This window comes from Aquamicrobium defluvii (assembly GCF_004363725.1).
GTDB lineage: Bacteria > Pseudomonadota > Alphaproteobacteria > Rhizobiales > Rhizobiaceae > Mesorhizobium > Mesorhizobium defluvii.
In genome coordinates this window covers 1-18,968 of the sequence record NZ_SNZF01000035.1, presented here as the reverse complement: position 1 = coordinate 18,968, position 18,968 = coordinate 1, and the positions used below count along the sequence as shown (strand labels likewise).

At 57.9% G+C, this 18,968-nt stretch carries 22 protein-coding genes and 1 pseudogene; 9 read left to right on the top strand and 14 right to left on the bottom strand.

Annotated elements, in window-relative coordinates; all coding sequences use genetic code 11:
* Positions 1-10 precede the first annotated feature (10 nt).
* Together DES43_RS19290 and DES43_RS19285 are read left to right on the top strand one after the other, a co-directional pair.
* Complete coding sequence (locus DES43_RS19290) at positions 11-619, top strand: lysozyme family protein (RefSeq protein ID WP_133676028.1); 609 nt, start codon at positions 11-13, stop codon at positions 617-619.
* A 259-nt stretch (positions 620-878) separates the two neighbouring features.
* On the top strand, positions 879-1,589 hold the full coding sequence (locus DES43_RS19285) for a helix-turn-helix transcriptional regulator (RefSeq protein WP_166647788.1): 711 nt from the start codon (positions 879-881) through the stop codon (positions 1,587-1,589).
* On the opposite strand, the gene DES43_RS19280 is transcribed toward DES43_RS19285, so the two are convergent.
* Positions 1,573-1,914: a transcriptional repressor TraM gene (locus DES43_RS19280; RefSeq protein ID WP_133676024.1), complete on the bottom strand. Its 342-nt coding sequence runs from the start codon at positions 1,912-1,914 to the stop codon at positions 1,573-1,575. The genes DES43_RS19285 and DES43_RS19280 overlap by 17 nt on opposite strands.
* A 655-nt stretch (positions 1,915-2,569) precedes the next feature.
* On the opposite strand from DES43_RS19280, the gene DES43_RS19275 reads away from it, so the two are divergent.
* Both DES43_RS19275 and DES43_RS19270 read left to right on the top strand, forming a co-directional pair.
* Positions 2,570-2,842, top strand: a complete 273-nt coding sequence (locus DES43_RS19275) for a BrnT family toxin (protein ID WP_133676022.1) — start codon at positions 2,570-2,572, stop codon at positions 2,840-2,842.
* Positions 2,811-3,089 (top strand): helix-turn-helix domain-containing protein, encoded by a 279-nt coding sequence (locus DES43_RS19270; RefSeq protein WP_133676020.1) that lies wholly within the window; start codon positions 2,811-2,813, stop codon positions 3,087-3,089. The genes DES43_RS19275 and DES43_RS19270 overlap by 32 nt, the downstream gene beginning before the upstream one ends.
* A 42-nt stretch (positions 3,090-3,131) precedes the next feature.
* On the opposite strand, the gene trbI is transcribed toward DES43_RS19270, so the two are convergent.
* Genes trbI through trbB form a run of 11 tightly spaced genes read right to left on the bottom strand, consistent with a single transcriptional unit; the run spans position 3,132 to position 12,638 of the window.
* Positions 3,132-4,436: an IncP-type conjugal transfer protein TrbI gene (trbI, locus tag DES43_RS19265; RefSeq protein WP_133676018.1), complete on the bottom strand. Its 1,305-nt coding sequence runs from the start codon at positions 4,434-4,436 to the stop codon at positions 3,132-3,134.
* Entirely contained in the window at positions 4,433-4,900 is a 468-nt protein-coding gene (gene trbH / locus DES43_RS19260; RefSeq protein WP_133676016.1) for a conjugal transfer protein TrbH, read from the bottom strand. Before trbH ends, trbI begins: the two co-directional genes overlap by 4 nt.
* 3 nt (positions 4,901-4,903) lie before the next feature.
* Positions 4,904-5,728: a P-type conjugative transfer protein TrbG gene (gene trbG, locus DES43_RS19255; protein ID WP_133676015.1), complete on the bottom strand. Its 825-nt coding sequence runs from the start codon at positions 5,726-5,728 to the stop codon at positions 4,904-4,906.
* Positions 5,729-5,748: 20 nt separating this feature from the next.
* The gene (locus tag DES43_RS19250; RefSeq protein WP_133676013.1) at positions 5,749-6,411 is read right to left on the bottom strand and encodes a conjugal transfer protein TrbF; all 663 of its coding nucleotides are present in this window, start codon (positions 6,409-6,411) and stop codon (positions 5,749-5,751) included.
* Positions 6,412-6,421: 10 nt separating this feature from the next.
* A complete protein-coding gene (trbL, locus tag DES43_RS19245; RefSeq protein WP_133676011.1) occupies positions 6,422-7,588 on the bottom strand; it encodes a P-type conjugative transfer protein TrbL in 1,167 nt (388 codons plus the stop codon).
* Positions 7,569-7,778 (bottom strand): TrbJ/VirB5 family protein, encoded by a 210-nt coding sequence (locus tag DES43_RS19240; protein ID WP_166647787.1) that lies wholly within the window; start codon positions 7,776-7,778, stop codon positions 7,569-7,571. The genes trbL and DES43_RS19240 overlap by 20 nt, the downstream gene beginning before the upstream one ends.
* On the bottom strand, positions 7,775-8,575 hold the full coding sequence (gene trbJ, locus DES43_RS19235; RefSeq protein ID WP_133676007.1) for a P-type conjugative transfer protein TrbJ: 801 nt from the start codon (positions 8,573-8,575) through the stop codon (positions 7,775-7,777). Before trbJ ends, DES43_RS19240 begins: the two co-directional genes overlap by 4 nt.
* Positions 8,547-10,997: a conjugal transfer protein TrbE gene (locus tag DES43_RS19230; protein WP_133676005.1), complete on the bottom strand. Its 2,451-nt coding sequence runs from the start codon at positions 10,995-10,997 to the stop codon at positions 8,547-8,549. The genes trbJ and DES43_RS19230 overlap by 29 nt, the downstream gene beginning before the upstream one ends.
* Before the next feature lie 7 nt (positions 10,998-11,004).
* Positions 11,005-11,304 carry a conjugal transfer protein TrbD gene (locus tag DES43_RS19225; protein ID WP_091523818.1) on the bottom strand — a complete coding sequence of 100 codons (300 nt, stop codon included), beginning with the start codon at positions 11,302-11,304 and terminating at the stop codon, positions 11,005-11,007.
* The gene (locus DES43_RS19220; RefSeq protein WP_091523821.1) at positions 11,297-11,680 is read right to left on the bottom strand and encodes a TrbC/VirB2 family protein; all 384 of its coding nucleotides are present in this window, start codon (positions 11,678-11,680) and stop codon (positions 11,297-11,299) included. The genes DES43_RS19225 and DES43_RS19220 overlap by 8 nt, the downstream gene beginning before the upstream one ends.
* Positions 11,670-12,638: a P-type conjugative transfer ATPase TrbB gene (trbB, locus tag DES43_RS19215; protein ID WP_091523823.1), complete on the bottom strand. Its 969-nt coding sequence runs from the start codon at positions 12,636-12,638 to the stop codon at positions 11,670-11,672. The genes DES43_RS19220 and trbB overlap by 11 nt, the downstream gene beginning before the upstream one ends.
* A 473-nt stretch (positions 12,639-13,111) precedes the next feature.
* Here trbB and repA point away from each other — a divergent pair, with 473 nt between their 5' ends.
* The 3 genes from repA (at position 13,112) to repC (ending at position 16,834) form a co-directional block, all read left to right on the top strand.
* Complete coding sequence (gene repA, locus DES43_RS19210) at positions 13,112-14,299, top strand: plasmid partitioning protein RepA (RefSeq protein WP_091523825.1); 1,188 nt, start codon at positions 13,112-13,114, stop codon at positions 14,297-14,299.
* 72 nt (positions 14,300-14,371) lie between these two features.
* On the top strand, positions 14,372-15,367 hold the full coding sequence (gene repB, locus DES43_RS19205) for a plasmid partitioning protein RepB (protein WP_091523828.1): 996 nt from the start codon (positions 14,372-14,374) through the stop codon (positions 15,365-15,367).
* Between the two features lie 162 nt (positions 15,368-15,529).
* The gene (gene repC / locus DES43_RS19200; RefSeq protein ID WP_133676003.1) at positions 15,530-16,834 is read left to right on the top strand and encodes a plasmid replication protein RepC; all 1,305 of its coding nucleotides are present in this window, start codon (positions 15,530-15,532) and stop codon (positions 16,832-16,834) included.
* An 86-nt stretch (positions 16,835-16,920) separates the two neighbouring features.
* On the opposite strand, the pseudogene DES43_RS23060 reads toward repC, so the two are convergent.
* Positions 16,921-17,058: pseudogene (locus DES43_RS23060) on the bottom strand (VapC toxin family PIN domain ribonuclease); the annotation flags it as partial.
* A gap of 142 nt (positions 17,059-17,200) precedes the next feature.
* On the opposite strand from DES43_RS23060, the gene DES43_RS19190 reads away from it, so the two are divergent.
* Together DES43_RS19190 and DES43_RS19185 are read left to right on the top strand one after the other, a co-directional pair.
* Positions 17,201-17,467: a type II toxin-antitoxin system ParD family antitoxin gene (locus DES43_RS19190; RefSeq protein WP_091523833.1), complete on the top strand. Its 267-nt coding sequence runs from the start codon at positions 17,201-17,203 to the stop codon at positions 17,465-17,467.
* Positions 17,464-17,760, top strand: coding sequence for a type II toxin-antitoxin system RelE/ParE family toxin (locus tag DES43_RS19185; protein ID WP_133676001.1), 297 nt, complete (start codon positions 17,464-17,466; stop codon positions 17,758-17,760). The genes DES43_RS19190 and DES43_RS19185 overlap by 4 nt, the downstream gene beginning before the upstream one ends.
* 170 nt (positions 17,761-17,930) lie before the next feature.
* On the opposite strand, the gene DES43_RS19180 is transcribed toward DES43_RS19185, so the two are convergent.
* Entirely contained in the window at positions 17,931-18,860 is a 930-nt protein-coding gene (locus DES43_RS19180) for a recombinase family protein (protein WP_133675999.1), read from the bottom strand.
* Positions 18,861-18,968 lie beyond the last annotated feature (108 nt).

Genomic DNA, 18,968 nt, shown 5'->3' with positions numbered 1-18,968 from the left:
AGGGGTCGCCATGATCGACGCCGCACTGATCCATCAATGTACCGATCCCCAGATCGAGATTGCGATCATCGAACGCTTCATCACCGAGGCCGGATCCGACAATCCCCTTTCCGTGACGATCACGGCTGGCGACAGGATTATCTTGCCTGAGCCGCCGCGAAACGCGGATGATGCGGTGAGGCTGATCCGGCGCTTCGTCGGCCAGGCGACCGTACGGGTCGGCATCACCCAATACCCGGCGGGTTATGACGTTTCGGATACGACGGAAATCTCGGCCGACCTCGTTGATGCTTGCCAAAATATCCGCATGGGTTCGGCGCTGTTCGGAAAGGTGTATCGAATTGTGGCCCACGCCCGGGGCGAAGATGGCTCGGACGTATTTCGCGAAGCCATCGCTGCGTGGCGTACGGGAATGTTCCAGGACGCCTATGTATTCGGCGAAGCAGATCCCGGACCGGTTTCTGGTGAGGAGAATGTCTCGATAGAGGATTCGCCAAAAGCGATGGCGGATTCAGAGTTGGATCGCACAACACCGATGTCAGAGCAGAACTTCGATCCATATGCCGCCGGAATACGCGTTGATCTCTCAACGCTCAAAGGGCAGGAAAACCATGAATGACAGGATGTTGTGCTGCAATTTCCAGCCTTTAGCTACTGCGGGCGAGCAGGCCGGTAACGCCGATGTGACCTGGAACAGTCGATTTGTCGTGGATGCAGATTGAGTTCCTGAGGTTTCAAAACCAAAATGACTAAAGAATTTCACCGCTTAGAGGCGCCGCGAAGTCTGGAACAGGAGGTAAGCCCATAGGAGTTCGATAATCGCGGCAAAGCTACGTCGTGAGGAGGACGAAATGCAACCTGCAAGGCGAATAAACCCGTTGTCGGACCAGATCTCTGGCTTGCTCGAAGCGCTGGAACTCAACCGCGACGAACGTGCGGTACGTGCTGCGTTGCATAAATTCACGGTCGCTGTGGGACTGCAACGTTTTGCCTACGTCGGCGTGAGCAGCGATGGTACTCGTACTCTCACCGATCTGCCGCAGGTGTGGGAGGACTATTATCTCGACGCGCAACTATCGATCATCGATCCGGTGGTGAGACATGCCCGCAAGACGGCTGCGCCGTTCTGGTGGTCATTGGCGCGAATGGATTTGACTGAGCCTGTTGCACGAAAATATCGCGACGAGATCGGCGATTTCGGCGTCGTGTCCGGCATGACGATCCCGATGCGCGCCGGGTTCGGGAGAACGGCGATGCTGACGTTCATGTCCGAATGCGACATGGACGCGCCCTATAATATCACCGCGCTTAAATCTGCCGTGGCGGCTGTCGCCTACACTCATATGCACGTATCCAGTGCGGATTTCGCCGCACGCCAGATGCTTTCCAACCCGCTGACCCCGAGAGAACTCGACTGTGTCATGTGGACTTCGCTGGGCAAGACAAAGGCCGAAATTGCCCAGATGCATGGAATTTCGGAAAAAACGGTCCGCTTTCACATCGATAATGCCCAGGCCAAGCTGAACGCCACCAATGGACCTCATATGGTGCGGATTGCTCTTGACCGCGGGCTCATTCCTCGTCGGTAGGGCCTTCCTGATCGAGGGTCGGGATATAGCCGAGGCGCTCTGTCAGGGATGCGACGAGGTTCATCTGGGCCTGGTAGCTTTTCAGGGCGTTGAGGTAGATACGCTCAAGCTCTTTCAGTCGGCAGTGTTCGCTGGCGAGCGCAGGTTTTGCCTGTTCCCATTGCTGATGGGCATCCTCTGCGCATTGCAGCAGGCGGCGATATTCCCTGATCGCCTCGGTCACAAGAGTCAAAAGCTGATCGTGATCGAGCGGGGCGATCAATGGGTCGAGCTTCTCGGACAGATCGGTAATCTGGCCTTTCAGCGAAGGGTCTCGCATCGTCATTCGACCTTCAGGGCAGGTGAATTGCGGTACGCCCCCGCAATCGATAACCCTGTGAACCCAAGCCGGGGGGTGGAAACTGCGTCTACCGCAGCCCTGTGACCTTTAGTACCGAGATACCTGGACATACGTCGCAGGACCCCGGCCAATGGCCAAAGGATCGTGGCGCCGTATCGGCCGGCGCCAACCGGTAGACAGGGGTTTCCACGCCCCAAAGCGGCGCGTACCGCTTCGGGGGAAACCATAGGGCATGCCTTGGCAAAATGCCAGTATACGTTACGCAAAAGCAGCCGCTGTCGGCGGCCAGTTGCCGGAATCGCGAATATTCGAATTGCGGCAACCAACATGGGCTTGGGCCTGGAAATGTACCAGAATCTCTCCGAGCTCTTTCGCTCGACCGAAAGAGCTCCTTCACGACGAGGTTTAGGAAATTGTAGCCTTATTACAACGATGTGGAAATGCGGGGCCGGAACTTGGCCTGTCTCGGAAGGATGTGATGCGAAATTGCATGAACTTCTTGGCTGGCTGTGTGCATCGCAGCCATGGCTGGAATTTGCTGACGAGGGTTCCAGGACCGCCAAGCCCCGGAGCAGGTGATATCCCGCAGATGAACAGAGATTGCGAGATATACGGTAATCCCGTATAGTGGAGTCTTGTGATGGAAGACAGGTTCGATCCTTCGAAAGACACGGCTAACCGTGCGAAACACAGGCTGCCGCTGGCATTTGGAGACCAGATTTTTGAGGACGACAACCATCTGGTTATTCCGTCCATCCGTGAAATTGACGGTGAAGAGCGGTTCAAGGTGGTTGGGATGGTCGGGGAGAAATTGTTCACCGGGGTTTTTGTCTGGCGAAGTGATCTACCTCGCTTCATTTCGGTGAGAAGGAGCAACAAAGGTGAAGAAAAATCATATCGTGCTGCCGGCTGACCCAGCCGACACCGAAGATTTCGACGTAACAGCCGAAGCAATGGACCGTAGCCAGCGCGCGCGACTGATCCGCAAGACGAGGACAGGGCTTGGCTTATCCCAGTCCGAGTTCGCCAGCCGCTTCCGGGTCCCGGTCGGCACGCTGCGTGACTGGGAGCAGGCACGGGCGACCGCGCCGGATTTCGCCATCGCCTATGTGCGCGTGATCGGCCAGCATCCCGACATGGTGGCGAAGGCGGTCGCATAGCCGCCTTGCCATCGCCGGTTACGCAAATCGCAGGTTCAGTTCCTAGCGAACCGCGCCGGGAAACACGATGTCCTGGTCGACCAGTACATTGAATCGGTAGCCCGGCCGGATTTTCAATGTCGGCTGGACGTTGAGATTGCGCGACAGAGTCTGCTGCGACATCTGACTGAAGCTTTCGGCAAATGAGCGCCTGGCGGCATCCTCAGCGCTGTTGGCGGTTCCGAACGCATTGCGATCCTGCGGGATCATCATTTCCGTGCCGGCGCCGATCAGGGCGACGAGGACAGCCGAGCCAAAGGTACGGAGATAGTGATTGTCGACGCGATCTTTGAGGCCGCCAAAGCCTGCCGCATCCGTTCCAGCCATACCGCCAAGCTGCAGCGTGGAGCCGTTCGGGAAGATGATATCGGTCCAGATGACCAGCACGCGATTTTGTCCGAACGAGACATTGGAATCGTAGCGGCCGAACAGTTTTGCGCCCTGCGGGATGAGGAGATGGCGACCAGTGGCGCTGTCATAGACATTCTGGTTGACCTGAGCACTGATGCGACCGGGAAGATCGGAATTGATGCCGGTTATGAGCGTTGCGGGAATGACCGAGCCACGCTTGAGCTCATAGGGCGACATCTGTGGCACGACCGGGTTCGGCAGATAGCCAAGCTCCGCGATGTCCTGATTGAAGAAGCGTTCTTTTCCAGCCTGCCCGTTCGGGTCGCCGTTGGGGCCGGCGAGACCACCTTGCATGGCGGCGGCATAAAGGTCGAGTGCGCTTGGGGGGCGTCCAGACGAGCCGGCCGAGGTGGCACCTCTCGCCGTTTCCACAGCCGGTTCCCGGTTGAGATCATTGACGCTGACCGCAATCGGTGAATCATAGGCGGCATCGTTGGCCTGTAGCCGCGCCATGTGCTGCCGGTGCTGCTCACGCAGATATTGCTCGCGCTGTTCTCGCTCAAGCCGCGCGCGCCAGACTTCTTCTGGCTCGAGCTGTGACGTGGCAGGCTGCGAGGCGGTTTGAGGTGCGGCCTCTGCTGCCGGGAAGGGATTGGTAGCGGTCTCTGCCGCTGCAGGCGGCCGCGGCTGGAATTGCGGTTGCGCCGGCTCACCGATGATGCCGTCGGGTACGCCGCGGGTGAGCTGGTCGGCATAGGTTGAGGCAGATTGCGATCCGGCCACACCAGCACCGCCATCGTCGCGAAACCGCAACCCGCGTGATGTCAGCCCGTAGAAGATGACGGCGAGGAAAATTACCACCAGAGCAATGGCGCCGATAATTGGCAGTCGGTTGAGACGACGGATTTTCGGGGTGGCCGCAGTGTCAGTGCCGCCAAGCTTTAGCGATTGTGTCATGCTGCACCTGCCGAACCATGTCGCAGGATTGAGAGCGGGCTGACCGGGGTGGCTCCTTCGGCGCCAGGCTTGTACATGCGGGTTAGATCGAAGCGCAGCGTCGACAGCCTGACCAGAACTGCTCCTTCGAACTCGTCGACGGTATAGGCAAGGGCAAGGATATTGGCTTCGTCGGTCTTCTGGTCAGTGATGACAGCATAGCCCCAACTTTTCAGGGTTACCTCAAGAGCTTGACCGAATGGGGAGCCATCTGGCGTGAACCGGATCGTCGTGCTGCCGGGGCCGGCCTGTTCGGCAAGCCTGCCGACCATGTCGCCGGCAATGCTGTTGGCGGCTTCCGGCGACAATTCTGCCGTTACTGTGCTTTGGATCAGCCCGGGTTGCCCCAGCGTCTGACAGGCTGAGAGAAATCCGGCTAAGATGATCGCAGCGATGAGGCGGCCGGGAACGGAAAATCTGTGCATCCCCTACCCTCCCCGCCGGATGGTTATCTTTTGCTGCTGGCGGCCGACACCGGAAACGAGAATGGCGTGATCGATATGATAGTCGACCACCATCATCGAGCCATTCATCCGGTAGTTGACGATGCGGTTTTCACCACCGGACACGACGAATAACACCGGAGCATCCTGGCCGGAAAGCGAGGATGGAAACTGGATATAGGTCTTGCTCCCATCGCTATAGATCCGTGTCGGCCGCCAGCGCGCTGTGCCGCTCGTCCGGAATCCAAAGTTCAGCTGGTCAGCGGGTACACCGGCGCCTGGAACGATGCTGGCTTCCATGCGCGCGCTGATTTCGGCAAAGCGGGCGTTGACGTCTTCCGGATATTCAAAGCCGACACGTGCCATATACTGGCTTTGATGCGATTTGAGCTGGATGTGATAGGTGCGCCGCGAGGTGGTTACCACCATCGAGGTGACAAGTCCGGCCTCCGAGGGCTTGACGATCAGATGCACGGCCTGACCGCCGGGCGCGCCGGAGGTTGCCGGCTCGACCTTCCAGCGCACAGTGTCGCCAAGCAGCACGTCGCGGACGATTTCGCCTGCTTGCAACTCGATATCGCAGACCTGCAGTGGTGAGCAGACGACCGAAGGCTGGACCTCACCATAGAGGAAGATGACCTTGCCGTCATTGCCACGGGTTACAACCCCCTGCCCCGATTGCCACTGCCCGGAAAGGCCCGTTGCCCGCGCCTCGTTGGCGTTCAGCGCTTGTGCCTGTGCAGATGTCGGCATTGCCGACAGGAGGAGAGCCGCGCAGAAAACGACGCCTCTTGTCCTCGAAACGTTCATGATACTCTCCTGCGGTGCGCTCACAGTTGCGCCGTCCACTCGAAATCTCTCAAATAAAGCCCGATCGGGTTGAAGCGGATGACCGCTTCGTCCTGCGGTGGGGTCAGTGTCACGGTGGCGATGCCGCGGTAACGACGCGTACCAAGTTCCTTGCCCTGCCGGTCACGCTGGAATTCGGTCCAGTCGACTTGATAGGTCTGGTTCGACAGCGGGACGATGTTCGTCACCTCAATGGCGACGGTCATGGTCAGTGCGCGATCGAAGGGCGAATTGCCCCGGAACCAGGCATTGATCTTCTCGGTGGCGGGGTCTGATGTGCGCAGCAGCGCATAGGTGCGGTCGATATATTGTTTCTGGACGACGGCATCGGGTGTCACCGAGCGGAAGTTGCTCACGAAACTGCCGAGCGTGGCACGTACGACCCTTGCATCGGCATATTCGATCTGCTGCGGGAACCCGGCGCTGGCCGCAGTTCCGAGGCGATCGACCTCGACGATATAGGGGACGAGCTTGACCTGCGTGCTTTGATAAAGCGCGTAGGAAAAGCCGATCACGGCCATCAGCATCCCCGTGATGCCGACAATGCGCCAGGCGCGTGCTGCCATCACATAGGAGCCATAGCGCTCGTTCCATTCCTGACGCGCAGCAAGATAGGGGTTCTCGGGTGGATTGCGTCCGGCCATGTCTTGTCACTCACGCTCTATCGTCGCTGGAGGGTTTGCGCGTCGATCGGCCCTGGGCCTGGTCGAGTTTGGAATTGGCAAGTCCGAGCGTAGAAGCGCCCCATGTTCCCGGAACGCCGATTGCCTTGTCACGGGCAGCACCTGCCAGTGCGCCACCGGCAGCACCGGCTCCCGATGCCATGCCCTTGAGCGCTGCCGCGCCGAATGAGGAACTCGCGGCGCGCGCATCTGAATAGGCTGCCGCCCCTGCCCTTGCGCCTCCGGCGGCAAGGGCTGCGCCACCGACTGCAGAGCTTGCGGCATGCCCGCCATGACGGATGGTTTCCATACCGCCGGTCACGGATACGCCCTGCACGACGCCTTGAATGATGTTGGGCACATAGATCGAGATGATGAAGACGACGACGGATATTCCGGCAATGGCGAGCGTCGACAGATATTCGTCCGCACCTGCCGGGCCGCTCGCCAGATTGACCAGCACCTGCGATCCAATTCGGGCGATCATGACAAGCGCCATCAGCTTCATGCCGACACTGAAGGCATAGACGAGGTAGCGGACGGCAAAATCCTTGGTGAAGCTCGAGCCTCCGAGTCCGAGCATGATCATGCCGGCGAGCAGTCCGACATACATTTCCACCATCACGGAGATGAAGATCGCAGCGACCAGGCTGAAACAGATAACGACGACGATCATGGCAAACACCGCGGCAATGGCGAGTGCATTGTCTTCGAAGAGGCCGAACTGGGCCTTGCTCGACATGGCGCTTGCGACCTGAAGGCCGGCATTGAAGACATTGGCCGGCGAGGCCGAGCCACCGCCGGCGCCGATCTGGAACAGACTGTCGACCATGGCTTTTGCAAAGGCAGGCCCCTGTTCAAGAATGAAGACGAAGAGGCCGATGAACATGATGCGACGCACGAGTTCGGCAAACCATGTATCGAGCGACGCGGCCGCCAGCGCCAGCCAGACGGCGGCTATGCCGATCTCGATGCCGGCAAGGATCCAGAACAGCGAGCGGGCCGCCTGCAGGACGGTTGTCTCCCAGCCCTGGGCGGCACTTGCCACCTCGTTTTCCAGATTGGTCAGGAGCGAGCCATCCTGCGCGATAGCCGGTTCGATCAGGATCGACAGGCCAAGCAGGGTAATGAGGACCGCCCTAATTCTCGGCGGGGTCATTGCCCTGCTCCTCTGGAGTGTTCCAGCGCGGCCGCATTTCCTGACCGCCGGTCGTGTCGAATTGTTGCGCTGGTGCGGCCGCTGGCGCCGTTGAGGCTGAACTGCGGGCGTTGTCTGGCAGAATCCACACCACGACGGCAATGCCGATCACGAGGAAGACAGCTGCAACAATGAGGAAAAATCTATTCACCAGCGCGGCTCCATCATCTGACCACCGGAACTTGACGGTGCTGTTGATCTGAAAAATTCCTCACGCCGTGTCTGGGCAAGGTCCTTTGCCGCCTGTTCGGATTGATACCAGGTAGCCATAATCGTCATTTGCTGAGAGATAAGCCCGCGCAGCTTCTGGGACTGGGCTACCTGCTGGGCGGCGATCTGATGTCCGACCTGAAGAGCCTGCATCTGGCCGACCGCGCTTTGCGACATGGAGCGCAACTGCGACATGGTCGCTTCCTCGCTGCCAAATTGTTCGGCGGTGAAGCCGGCGGCGCGTAGTGTCGATGCAATGGTGTCGCGATTGGTGTCGGACCAGTCCTGATAGCTCGAGGAAAAACTTTCGCCATTGGCAAGGCCGGTTTTGAACTCGGCAAAGCTCTGGAATCGCTGCTTGAGCACATCGTCAATATTGCCCATCGAGAATGCGATCCCCTGCCCCTGATTGACGAGGCCCTGAAGGCGGGTGAGATCGCTTTCCACCTGTCCCCAGATATGGCTGGGAAGCTGCAACGTGTTTTGCAGCATGTTCTCGTAGATCCGGATCTGGTTCTGGATCTGCTCGGCCAGTTGCGTGATCTGCTGCACCTGGTTCTGGATTTGCTCAGCCGACTGACCGACCAGCCCCACCAGTTCAGAATTGTTGAGGAGCTGCGTCCATTCCGTCGCTTGCCCCGTGACAGCCCCTGCATATGCGGGCTCCGACTGGATGATGCCAACGACGCCAAGCGCTGCAACGGAAACTTTAATAGTTCGCGAGAATGGTTTCGACATTGCCGATCCCCCTTTCCGTAAGCCAGACCTTTGGCCAGCTCAGCCCATGGTCATGGACAAGCTGCTCGATGCGCTTGAGATCGTCCTTGCCGGCGGCGCCAACGAAGGACAGCGCGACCGGTCCAAGCGCCATGTCGAACAGACGTCTTCCTTCGGGCGAGGCGACGTAATATTCCCGTTTGGGTGTGGCCAATGCGACGATCTCGATCTGACGCTCATTGAAGCCAATGCGCTCGTAAAATTCGCGTGTGCCCGGTTCACGTGCCGCGCCATTCGGCAGGCAGATTTTGGTCGGACAGCTTTCCTTCAGCACATCGATGATGCCAGAGCGCTCGGCGTCCGAAATTGATTGCGTGGCGAGCAACACCGCGCAATTGGCCTTGCGCAACACTTTAAGCCATTCGCGGATTTTATCCCTGAATGTCGGATGGCCCAGCATCAGCCAGGCTTCATCGAGCACAATCAGGCTTGGAGCACCGGTGAGGCGCTTTTCGATACGACGGAAGAGATAAAGCAGGACCGGCACGAGATTGCGCTCGCCCATATTCATCAGTTCCTCGACCTCAAAACACTGGAAGGTGCCGAGCGTCAGACCGTCCTGTTCTGCGTCGAGCAACTGGCCCATCGGTCCGTCGACGGTGTAATGGTGCAAAGCATCCTTGATCTCGCGCAGCTGCACGCCACTGACAAAATCCGACAGCGAGCGACCGGGTGCAGAAGCCATCAGCCTGATCTGGCGTGAGATCGCATTGCGATGGTCGGGCGTGATCGTCACGCCTTGCATGGCGACCAGTGTTTCGATCCATTCGGTGGCCCAGGCGCGGTCACCATCACTGTCAAGTTCAGCCAGCGGACAAAAGGCGAGCATGGCATCGCCCTCCCCTGCCCCGATTTCATAATGATCGCCGGCGGCGGCTAATGTCAGCGGCAGAAGTGACCTGCCCTTATCAAAAGCGAAAATCTGCGCATCGCGGTAGCGGCGGAATTGTGCAGCGATCAGGGCTAACAGGGTCGATTTGCCGGATCCAGTCGGGCCGAACACCAGCGTGTGGCCGACATCATCAACATGAAGGTTCAACCGGAACGGAGTGGAGCCGCTCGCCACCTGCATCAGCGGTGGTGAATTGGGCGGATAGAAGGGACAGGGTGACGTCGCGCTGCCCGACCATACCGAATTGATTGGGATCAGGTCAGCGAGGTTGCGCGTGTTAATCAGAGGTTCGCGGATATTGGCGTACCAGTTGCCCGGCAGTGAGCCGAGATAGGCTTCGGTGGCGTTCAACGTTTCGATGCGCGCGCCAAAGCCTTCCGCCTGGATCAGCCGACGGACCGCCTCGGCCTGTTCGCGCAGGCGGTTATCATCATGATCGAACATGACGATGACGGGCGTATAGTAGCCATAGGCAACCAGTTGCGATGCGGCTTCAGCGATCGCGTCCTCTGCTTCGGCCACCATCAGTATGGCGTCCTGATCGACGGACCGGCTCTGGGTCTGGAACAATTGGTCGAAGAAGGGCCGCACCTTCTGCTGCCATTTCTTGCGGGTGCGCTCCAGCTTTTGCCGTGCGTCCTGCTCATCGAGGAAGACAAAGCGGCTCGACCAGCGATAGGTCAGCGGCATCAGGTCAAGATGGTTCAGGATGCCGGGCCAGCTTTCGGCCGGGAAACCGTCTATGGCGACGACAGCCAGATAATGACCGTCGACCATCGGCGACAGCCCATGATGGAACTCGGCGGTCGCCAGCCAGTCGAGATACATCGGGATTTCCGGCAGGCGGACCGGATGGTTCTCCCCTACGATGCAGAAGCGGATGAACTGGAAGAGTTCATCGTAGCGCGCTTCGCGTCCGGTCCCGGGATCAATAACGGTCCGCGTGACCATGCGGCGGATCGAAAGAACGTTCGCCAGATATTGCTCGACCTCGCGGATCGATGTCCGGAAATTGTCGAGAACAGTGTCTGCATAGGTCTCGGAACGGCTTTCGGCATCGGAATAGACATAGCGTGTCATGGCTGACCTGCGCCGCTCGGGCGGGCGATAGGTGAGGATCAGCGCATGCTGGCTCTCATAATGGCCCCGCTCGGCCTCGAAATGTGCACGCCGCTCATTATCGATAGCTGCCGTCACTGCGTCAGGGAAATAGCTCTCTTCGCGTGACGGGTAGGAAACGGCCGGCACGCGCACGGCCTCAACCTGGATCATCCAGCCGGAACCAAGCCGCGACAGGACCGCGTTGATCTGGCGCGATACCTCATTGCGTTCGGAGTTGGTCGAACTTTCCGAATCCGGACCGGCGAAATACCAGCCGGCCATCAGGCTCCCGTCCTTGAGCAGGATCACGCCATTGTCGACCAGCCCGGCATAAGGGACGAGATCAGAAAACGACGGCTGTGTGTTTCGGAACTGACGAAGTGCGACCATGGACGGATCAGTACCTGCGCCATGGCGAGGATGTCGGGCGGTAGGCTTGCTGATAGCGAACGTGGCGCAGATAGACCTGTCGCATCATCGGATCGGCCTTGGCCATCATCCGCAATGCGCCAACGACACCAATCCAGATTGCGATGCCGAGCAGCGCAGAGAACCAGGTCAGCACGACAAAGATCAAAATGACCGTCGCAAGTCCGGTCAGCAAAACCAGTTCGCGATCGGCGCCCATCAAATGGTTCGGGCGCGACAGCGCCCGATGAATGCGGGATCGTGCGAGCGGAGCGACTGGCTCAGCCATCACCGCCCTCCCCTGCCCCGCCCTTTCTTACAAGGGTCGACTGGACAGTTTCGACTGTGCCGATAGATGCGCCGGAGGCACCGAAGAGCCCGACGATTTGGGTTGCGCCAAGCAGAATGCCGGCAACCAGCACGACATACATTAGCCGTCTGGCAAAATCGTTCAGCTCGCCGCCGAAGATCAGCATCCCGCCGGCGACGGCAACTGCCGCAAGGGCAATGAAGCCGGCCACCGGCCCGGTGATCGATTGCTGGATCTGTTGCAGTGGCCCCTCCCAAGGGAGACCGCCGCCGCCAGCAGCAAGAGAGGGTCCCATGGAGAGGATGAGAACGGTGAAGCTTACCGTCAGAAAGGCGACGGTCCTGTTATGCTGCATCAAGGTGCCCCTCTTCCGGATAGGTTTCGATCTGGTAGTTGCCGTCGCGCCAGGCCTCGACATGGATGACTTCGCGCACCCTTCGTCCGGTTGGTGTGCGCTCGATCGAAACGACAAGATCGACGGCCTCGCCGATCACGTCGTGCATTGGCTGCTGGCTGGCTTCAGCGGTGAGTTGCTCAAGCCGTCGCAAGGCCGAAAACGCATTGTTGGCGTGGATGGTGGTGATGCCGCCCGGATGACCGGTATTCCATGCCTTGAGCATGGTGAGTGCCGCACCATCGCGGACCTCGCCGACAATGATACGATCGGGCCGTAACCGCATGGTGCTCTTCAGCAGCCGGGCCATATCTACCGTATCGGTGGTGTGGAGCTGCACTGCATTCTCGGCTGCGCACTGGATCTCGGCCGTATCTTCCAGGATCACCAGCCTGTGTTCCGGCGCTGTCCGTACCATCTCGGCGATGACGGCATTGGCGAGCGTCGTCTTCCCCGAACCAGTGCCGCCGGAAATGACGATGTTGAGGCGCGCCTTGATCGCCTTGCGAACGAGGGTGGCCTGTTCGCACGTCATGATGGCGCTTCGGATGTAGTCCTCCAGCGGGATCAAGCGCGAAGCTCGTTTGCGGATGGTGAAGCTTGGACCTGCCACCACGGGCGGCAGCAGCCCTTCAAAACGGTGGCCACCTATCGGCAACTCACCGGAGATAATCGGCTGGTCTTCATCGGCTTCCGTCTGCAGTGCATGCGCGACGCTGCCGATGATGATTTCGGCGGCACCTGGCTGCAGGGTGCCCATGCTGTCGATCCCCTGCCCCAATCGCTCGACGAACAGCTTTCCGTCCGGGTTCAGCATGATCTCGACCACGGATGTATCTTCAAGCGCGGAACAGATGGTCTCGCCAAGCGCATCCTGCAGCTTACGGACCAGACGGAGGTGGGAGCGCGAGGCGGTCATGCCAGACGCCTGCTCTCATAACGCAAAGCCGTCGGCATACGCCTGGACATAGGATCAGGAATTTGATGCTGCCACATGTGGAATCGCTGCCCCCTTCTGATAGGGCAACATCAACATCACATAGGCAGATGCGTCAGCCCGGCATAAATGCCGGGTATGGAGCTTAGTGAGTCGCTTCTATCCTTGAAGACCCATTGGTGGCAGGAAGACCGAGTGGAGCCTTCAAGAGCTACTTTCCCCCTGGCATTTCTACCGGGCCGCTTTAGCTGGGTGCCAGAACAGGAAGTCTGGCTAACTAGCGGGAATCGTGGAGAGATTCGCCTTAGTGTGTGATCAAGGAGTTGACGAACCAACGCTTCCGTTAAGGTCTTGTTAACCTTATTCTTCTTGCCAACCGGACAGAATCGGAGATACTGGCGCTAAATTCGACCAAATGATGAATTTGGCGCTATTATCGTTAAGGATGAGATGGGATGAGTTCGCTTCCGTCATTTGAGTTCGACGAGAAGATCTTGGCGCAAGGCGCGGAGATCTCGCGGAAGCTCGACCAACTTCGACTGGAGAAATTTCCGCCCAACGCAAAGAAGACCCTACGTCGCTTTCCGATGGCAGAAGTAGCCCACTATCTCGGCGTCAGTCCCAATAACCTAAAACGTTTACACCTCGAGGGGAAAGGACCTGAACCCCATATCGCCTCGGGTGGCCGTCGTTTCTATTCAGCCGAGCAGATGATCGAATTGCGCGATTATCTGGACAAAAACGGCCGTTCGGACGCGAAGAAGTACGCCCCTTTTCGCAAGGAAGGCGAGAAATTACAGGTTATTGCTGTCGTCAACTTCAAGGGAGGCTCAGGGAAGACGACGACCACGGCGCATCTTGGTCAACATCTTGCTCTGACCGGACATCGTGTGCTCGCAGTTGATCTCGATCCCCAAGCATCACTCTCTGCACTGCATGGCTTTCAGCCTGAGCTAGATCGTAATCCGTCACTTTACGATGCAATCAGGTACGATGAAAAACGACGACCGGTCGCTGACGTCATTATGTCAACCAACTTTCCACTGTTGGACATCATACCGGCGAACCTTGAGTTGCAGGAGTATGAGTACGACACGCCTCTCTCGATGCAGACTTCGAATGAGGGAAAGCGGTTTTATACACGGCTAGGACGTGCCCTGGAGGAGGTCGATGATCGATATGATGTCGTCGTGATCGATTGCCCTCCCCAACTCGGCTTTCTGACATTGACTGCACTTACCGCGTCGACATCGGTATTGATAACCGTCCATCCACAAATGCTCGACCTCATGTCGATGAGCCAGTTCCTGCTGATGCTAGGCAACTTCGTCAAAACGATCCGCGAAAAAGGTGCGCCAGTCAAAATGGACTGGCTGCGCTATTTGATTACGCGCTACGAACCGACTGACATTCCGCAGGCTCAGATGCTTGGTTTCATGCAATCTATGCTTGCTGAGGAAATTCTTAAAAATCCCATGCTGAAGTCAACCGCGATTTCAGATGCTGGCTTGACGAAGCAGACACTGTACGAAGTCGAACGCGCGAAATTTAATAGGGAGACGTACGATCGAGCGATCGAATCTCTTGATGCAGTCAATTTTGAGATTCAAGCACTTATTCATCAGGCATGGGGGCGGCTCTAATGTTGACTGCCGTAAAAAGTAAGGAAAAACCCTTCATTATCAAGCAAGTAAGTGGGCAGACGAGGTTAAGTGATGGCTCGTAAAAATCCATTCGCGAGCGTTCTTGACGACAATGATAAGCCAGCGTCGCCGTCTGCCGTGCAATACGCAGCTAGAGGCGCGTCGCGGTCTATTCTGAGTTCACTTGATGAGATAGCGGCACGGGCTGATAAGCTTGTCGAGGGCGAAACCATCGTTGAGATTGATCCGGACCTGATCGATCCGTCGTTCGTGCGTGATCGGCGTAGCGATGATGAACAGGAGTTCAAGGAACTCCTCGATGCAATTCGCGAAGGTGGCCAGAACTCACCTATACTCGTCCGACCTCACTCACATGCCGCCGGCCGATACATGGCTGTGTTCGGTCACAGGCGACTAAAGGTTGCGAAAGTGCTCGGCCGAAAGGTGCGGGCCATAGTTAAGGATATGCAGGATAGGGAGCATATTCTGGCGCTAGGGCACGAAAACTCCGCTCGCGCGAATGTGCCGTTTATCGAGAAAGCGCGATTTGCAGCGGATGTTGCTCGACTCCGATACGAAGAAGATAACTCCACCATCCTGAGTGCTCTCTCGATCGATCGCACTACGCTCTCCAAAATGCTTTCGGTCGCGAGCTTACCCGAAGCAATTTTGGACGCTATCGGCGAAGCAAAGACGATTGGCAGAGATCGCTGGTACGACCTCAAACTGTTGCTCGATAATCCGGCTAACCTTGAAGTCGCCACCACGATGGTTGCTGAAGATAGTTTCACTACGGTTCCAAGTGAGGAGCGGTTTGACCTTTTAGTGCAGCGTTTGAAGGCAGCGGCATCGCGAAAAGGCGCTAGGCCGAAGCCAACGAAACGTAGTTGGGCACCGAAAGACAATTCATTAACTGCGGAGATGGTCGCGGACAGTAAGCGCTTCACTATGGCGGTGAAGTCAAAAAACTCGGACGCACGAGAATTTGGCGAGTTTCTGTCGAGGAACCTCGATCAACTCTATGATGCGTTTCGCGAACGTACCGATATCAAAACTAAAGGAGGCTAATCCGCAAAAGAAAAAGGCCCCCCGAAACAGCGTCCGGAAGACCTTCTCTGTAGTTTGGCGACTTAGAGAATCTCATTTCCGCGAATCAGTGTCAAGCCCAACTCGGCCTGAGTAGTCGTTTCGGCGAGCAGGTTTCTTTTGCCTAGCGATAGGTGAAGGACAATGCAGACGCATATCTCAACGACGCCCTTCGGGCGGCGAACGATGACGCTTGGCCAGATTGCAAATCAGGCAAGAGCAAAGGCGATGCCGAAAGAGGCAGTCGTCAATAAATGGCAGGTGTTTCAAAACATCCGTGAAGCCCGTGAACTGCTTGGCGCAACGGACCGCTCACTGGCGATTCTCAACGCCTTGCTGTCGTTCCACAGAGAAACAGAACTCTCGGCCGAGGGCGAACTTATCGTCTGGCCGTCGAACGAGCAACTGATCGCCCGCGCTAACGGAATTTCGCCAGCAACGCTTCGGCGGCATCTTGCCATTCTGGTCGAGTGTGGATTGATCATCCGGCGCGACAGCCCGAACGGCAAGCGCTTCGCGCGTCGCAGCAGGGCAGGGGAGATCGAGCAGGCTTATGGCTTCGATCTGTCGCCGATCGTCGCCCGTGCTGCTGAGTTCAATGATCTGGCAGAAGCAGTACAAGCCGAGAAGAAGGCCTTCCGCGTCGCCCGGGAGCGTTTGACGCTGCTACGGCGTGATATCGTCAAGATGATCGATGCCGGGATCGATGAGGGGGCGCCAGGGAACTGGGGCAGGGTGCTTCAGACCTATCAGGCCACCATCTCCAGACTTCCCCGCACGGCCTCGAGGCAACTCATTGAAGACATTTGCGCCGAGCTTCACGATCTGCACGCTGAAATCCGGGATGTATTGGAATCTTTCGCAAAAACCCAGAATCTGGACGCCAATGAGTCTCATTTTGAACGCCACATACAGAATTCAAACCCAGACTCCATTTCTGAATCTGAAAATAGCTGTCGAGAAAAGAAAGAAGCGAACGGCAGCGTTGCGGAAACTGACAACGTACGCAGCCTGCCGAAACGGGATCTGCCGTTAAGCATTGTGCTGGATGCCTGCCCAAATATGCGAGATGCGGCCCAGACGGGCGAAATCCGCCACTGGCGCGACTTTCTGGCCGCAGCGGAACTGGTGCGAACGATGCTGGGGGTCAGTCCGAGCGCTTGGGCCGCGGCTCGAGAGGCCATGGGCGAGGTTCAGGCAGCAATTGCACTGGCGGCGATCTATCAGCGAGCAGACCAGATCAACAGCGCCGGCGGCTATCTGCGCAGCCTGACCGACAAGGCGCGCGACGGGAAATTCTCGACCTGGCCGATGGTGATGGCCCTACTGCGCGCACGGCTGGACGAGGGGAAGCAGCAACAAACCCCGGAAAGCGTGACATCGGAACCCGGGGCACGACTTGAGGTATCGGATTCACTTCTGAACAGCCTGCGAAAGCGGAAGCTGTGAACCCGTTACGCTCATCACCTGACAGAAGACGCTGGATCAATTGGGTGGAATTGGATGGGAGAATAGCTAGCCACAGGATGGGTCGATGTCCACGGATTGCAGAGATCGATCTCTAAGCTGCCGAAATCCAAGATGTTGCGCGTTGCAAGAGTGAGGTTGTGCGCGATTGCGGTGGCGCCGATCAAGCCATCCATTGACGACAGGCCGCGACGCTTTGAAAGGCCATCAAAGCTTCTCAAGCTAGCTCGGTTCCCGAGAGCCCGACCCGAAGGATGACGCTCAAATCTTCATCATCCGCGCAATCAGGACTTGATAACAGTTATTAAATGCCTCATTTTTAGAAGAAATCAGGAGCGAGGTGACGTCATGATCAGTGCCGACCTGGGCAAACAACTGGAAAGCTACGTCAAGCAGCTTGTCGATACGGGCCGCTATGGCTCAAAGAGCGAAGTTCTGCGCGAAGGCGTCCGGCTGATTCAGGATAGAGAGACACGTCTTGCTGCGCTGGACGCTTCGATCATGCGTGGTGTTGCCGATGCTGAAGCTGGCCGAACCGCGCCGGCCGGGAAGGTCTTCGATCGACTTGAGGCCAAGTACAAGGCTATGGCTCAAGAGGCAGAACGCTCCGCATGATCGTGGAACTCACGGATGAGGCGGAAGGCGATCTGGAAAGGATCGCCGACTACATTGCACGGGACAATCCCCGGCGGGCTCTAACCTTCATTCAGGATCTTCGGACCAGCTGCCTGGAGCTGGCAGACACGCCGGAGGGCTTCGCGTTGGTGCCTCGCTATGAACGTCACGGCATTCGCCGCAGGGTTCATGGCAGTTATCTGATTTTCTATCGCGTCCAGGGAGAGCGGATCATTGTGATCCACATCCTTCATGGCGCGACCGACTACGCGGAGGTTCTTTTCGCAAGCTAGTTCGGCCGTAGCCGCCCGAGGGGACGCTTATCTTTCGCCGGCGTCCTTGTGGGATTTCTCCTTGCGGATGACGATGCGGTCATTAGCGTCGATGCCGGGGGTAATGACCAAGTTTAAGCTGTCGCCGTCTTCGTGACCGTAGAGCATTCTGACCTTGGTCTTGCCATAGATTACACGGTCTTGCTTGGCAAAAGTCCGGATCGTTTGGCGCGATCGAGCAGGTTTTTGACCGAGGAAGGCGACCATTTTGTCCCGCCGCGCGGTGTGCGCTCATGCAGTTGCTCGAGCTGGCTGGCGATTTCACGCAATGTCAGGCCAGGATTGGATGAATGGATGCCGGCAACCAGGGTCATCAGGCGATCTTCTGGCAGGCGAGGTGGCGATCTACGAAGCAGGGCTGCATCAGCCATGCCCTCGGCAACCATCCATTTGACCGCGCGTCGAAGACGTTCCGGTGTCCAGTCGAGGTCGCGTTGCTTCAGAACACGGGCGATATCGTCCCAGGTGTGATCGGGCCGCATGCGCTTCACGGTTGGAAGCCACTGGTTTGCTGTTGCCTGGATGCGTGTTCCGTAGGCCGCCTTCTGCGCGGCCGTCATTTTAGCCAGCGCTTCCGGCCGGCGCTCGCGTATTCCCGGATTACCTGGCAACCGCCCTTTGGCTTTGGCAGCCTTTATCCCGGCCTTGGTGCGTTCGGAAATGAGAGAGCGCTCCAGCTGCGCCACGGCACCGAGCACCTGCAGCGAAAATATGCCTTGCGGCGTCGAGGTGTCAATGGGATCACGCAGCGACCGGAAATGCACGCCTTTTTCAGTCAGCCCCTCAATGACCTCGAGAAGATGGCTGACGGAGCGCGCCAAGCGGTCGATCCGGACGACGGCGAGGGTATCACCGTTGCTGATGTCGCGAAGGAGCTTGGACAGAACTGGGCGCGCGCGTGAAGCACCGGATCCGTGTTCCTGGACGATAGTCTCGCAGCCGGCCGCACGCAGCTCCATTTCCTGCGCTTCGGTGGTCTGCTCGTCCGTAGACACGCGGGCGTAGCCGATAAGCCGGCCCTGTGGTTGACGGGAAGCACGATTTTGCATGTCAGCGGCCATTTGCAGCGCCTGATGTCAGTTGTCAAAGTTAGCTTCAATGCGGAGTATGGAAGATCAATATCTTAGCGAAGGTCATGGTCACAGTAATCAGCTCGTGATTCCCCATAG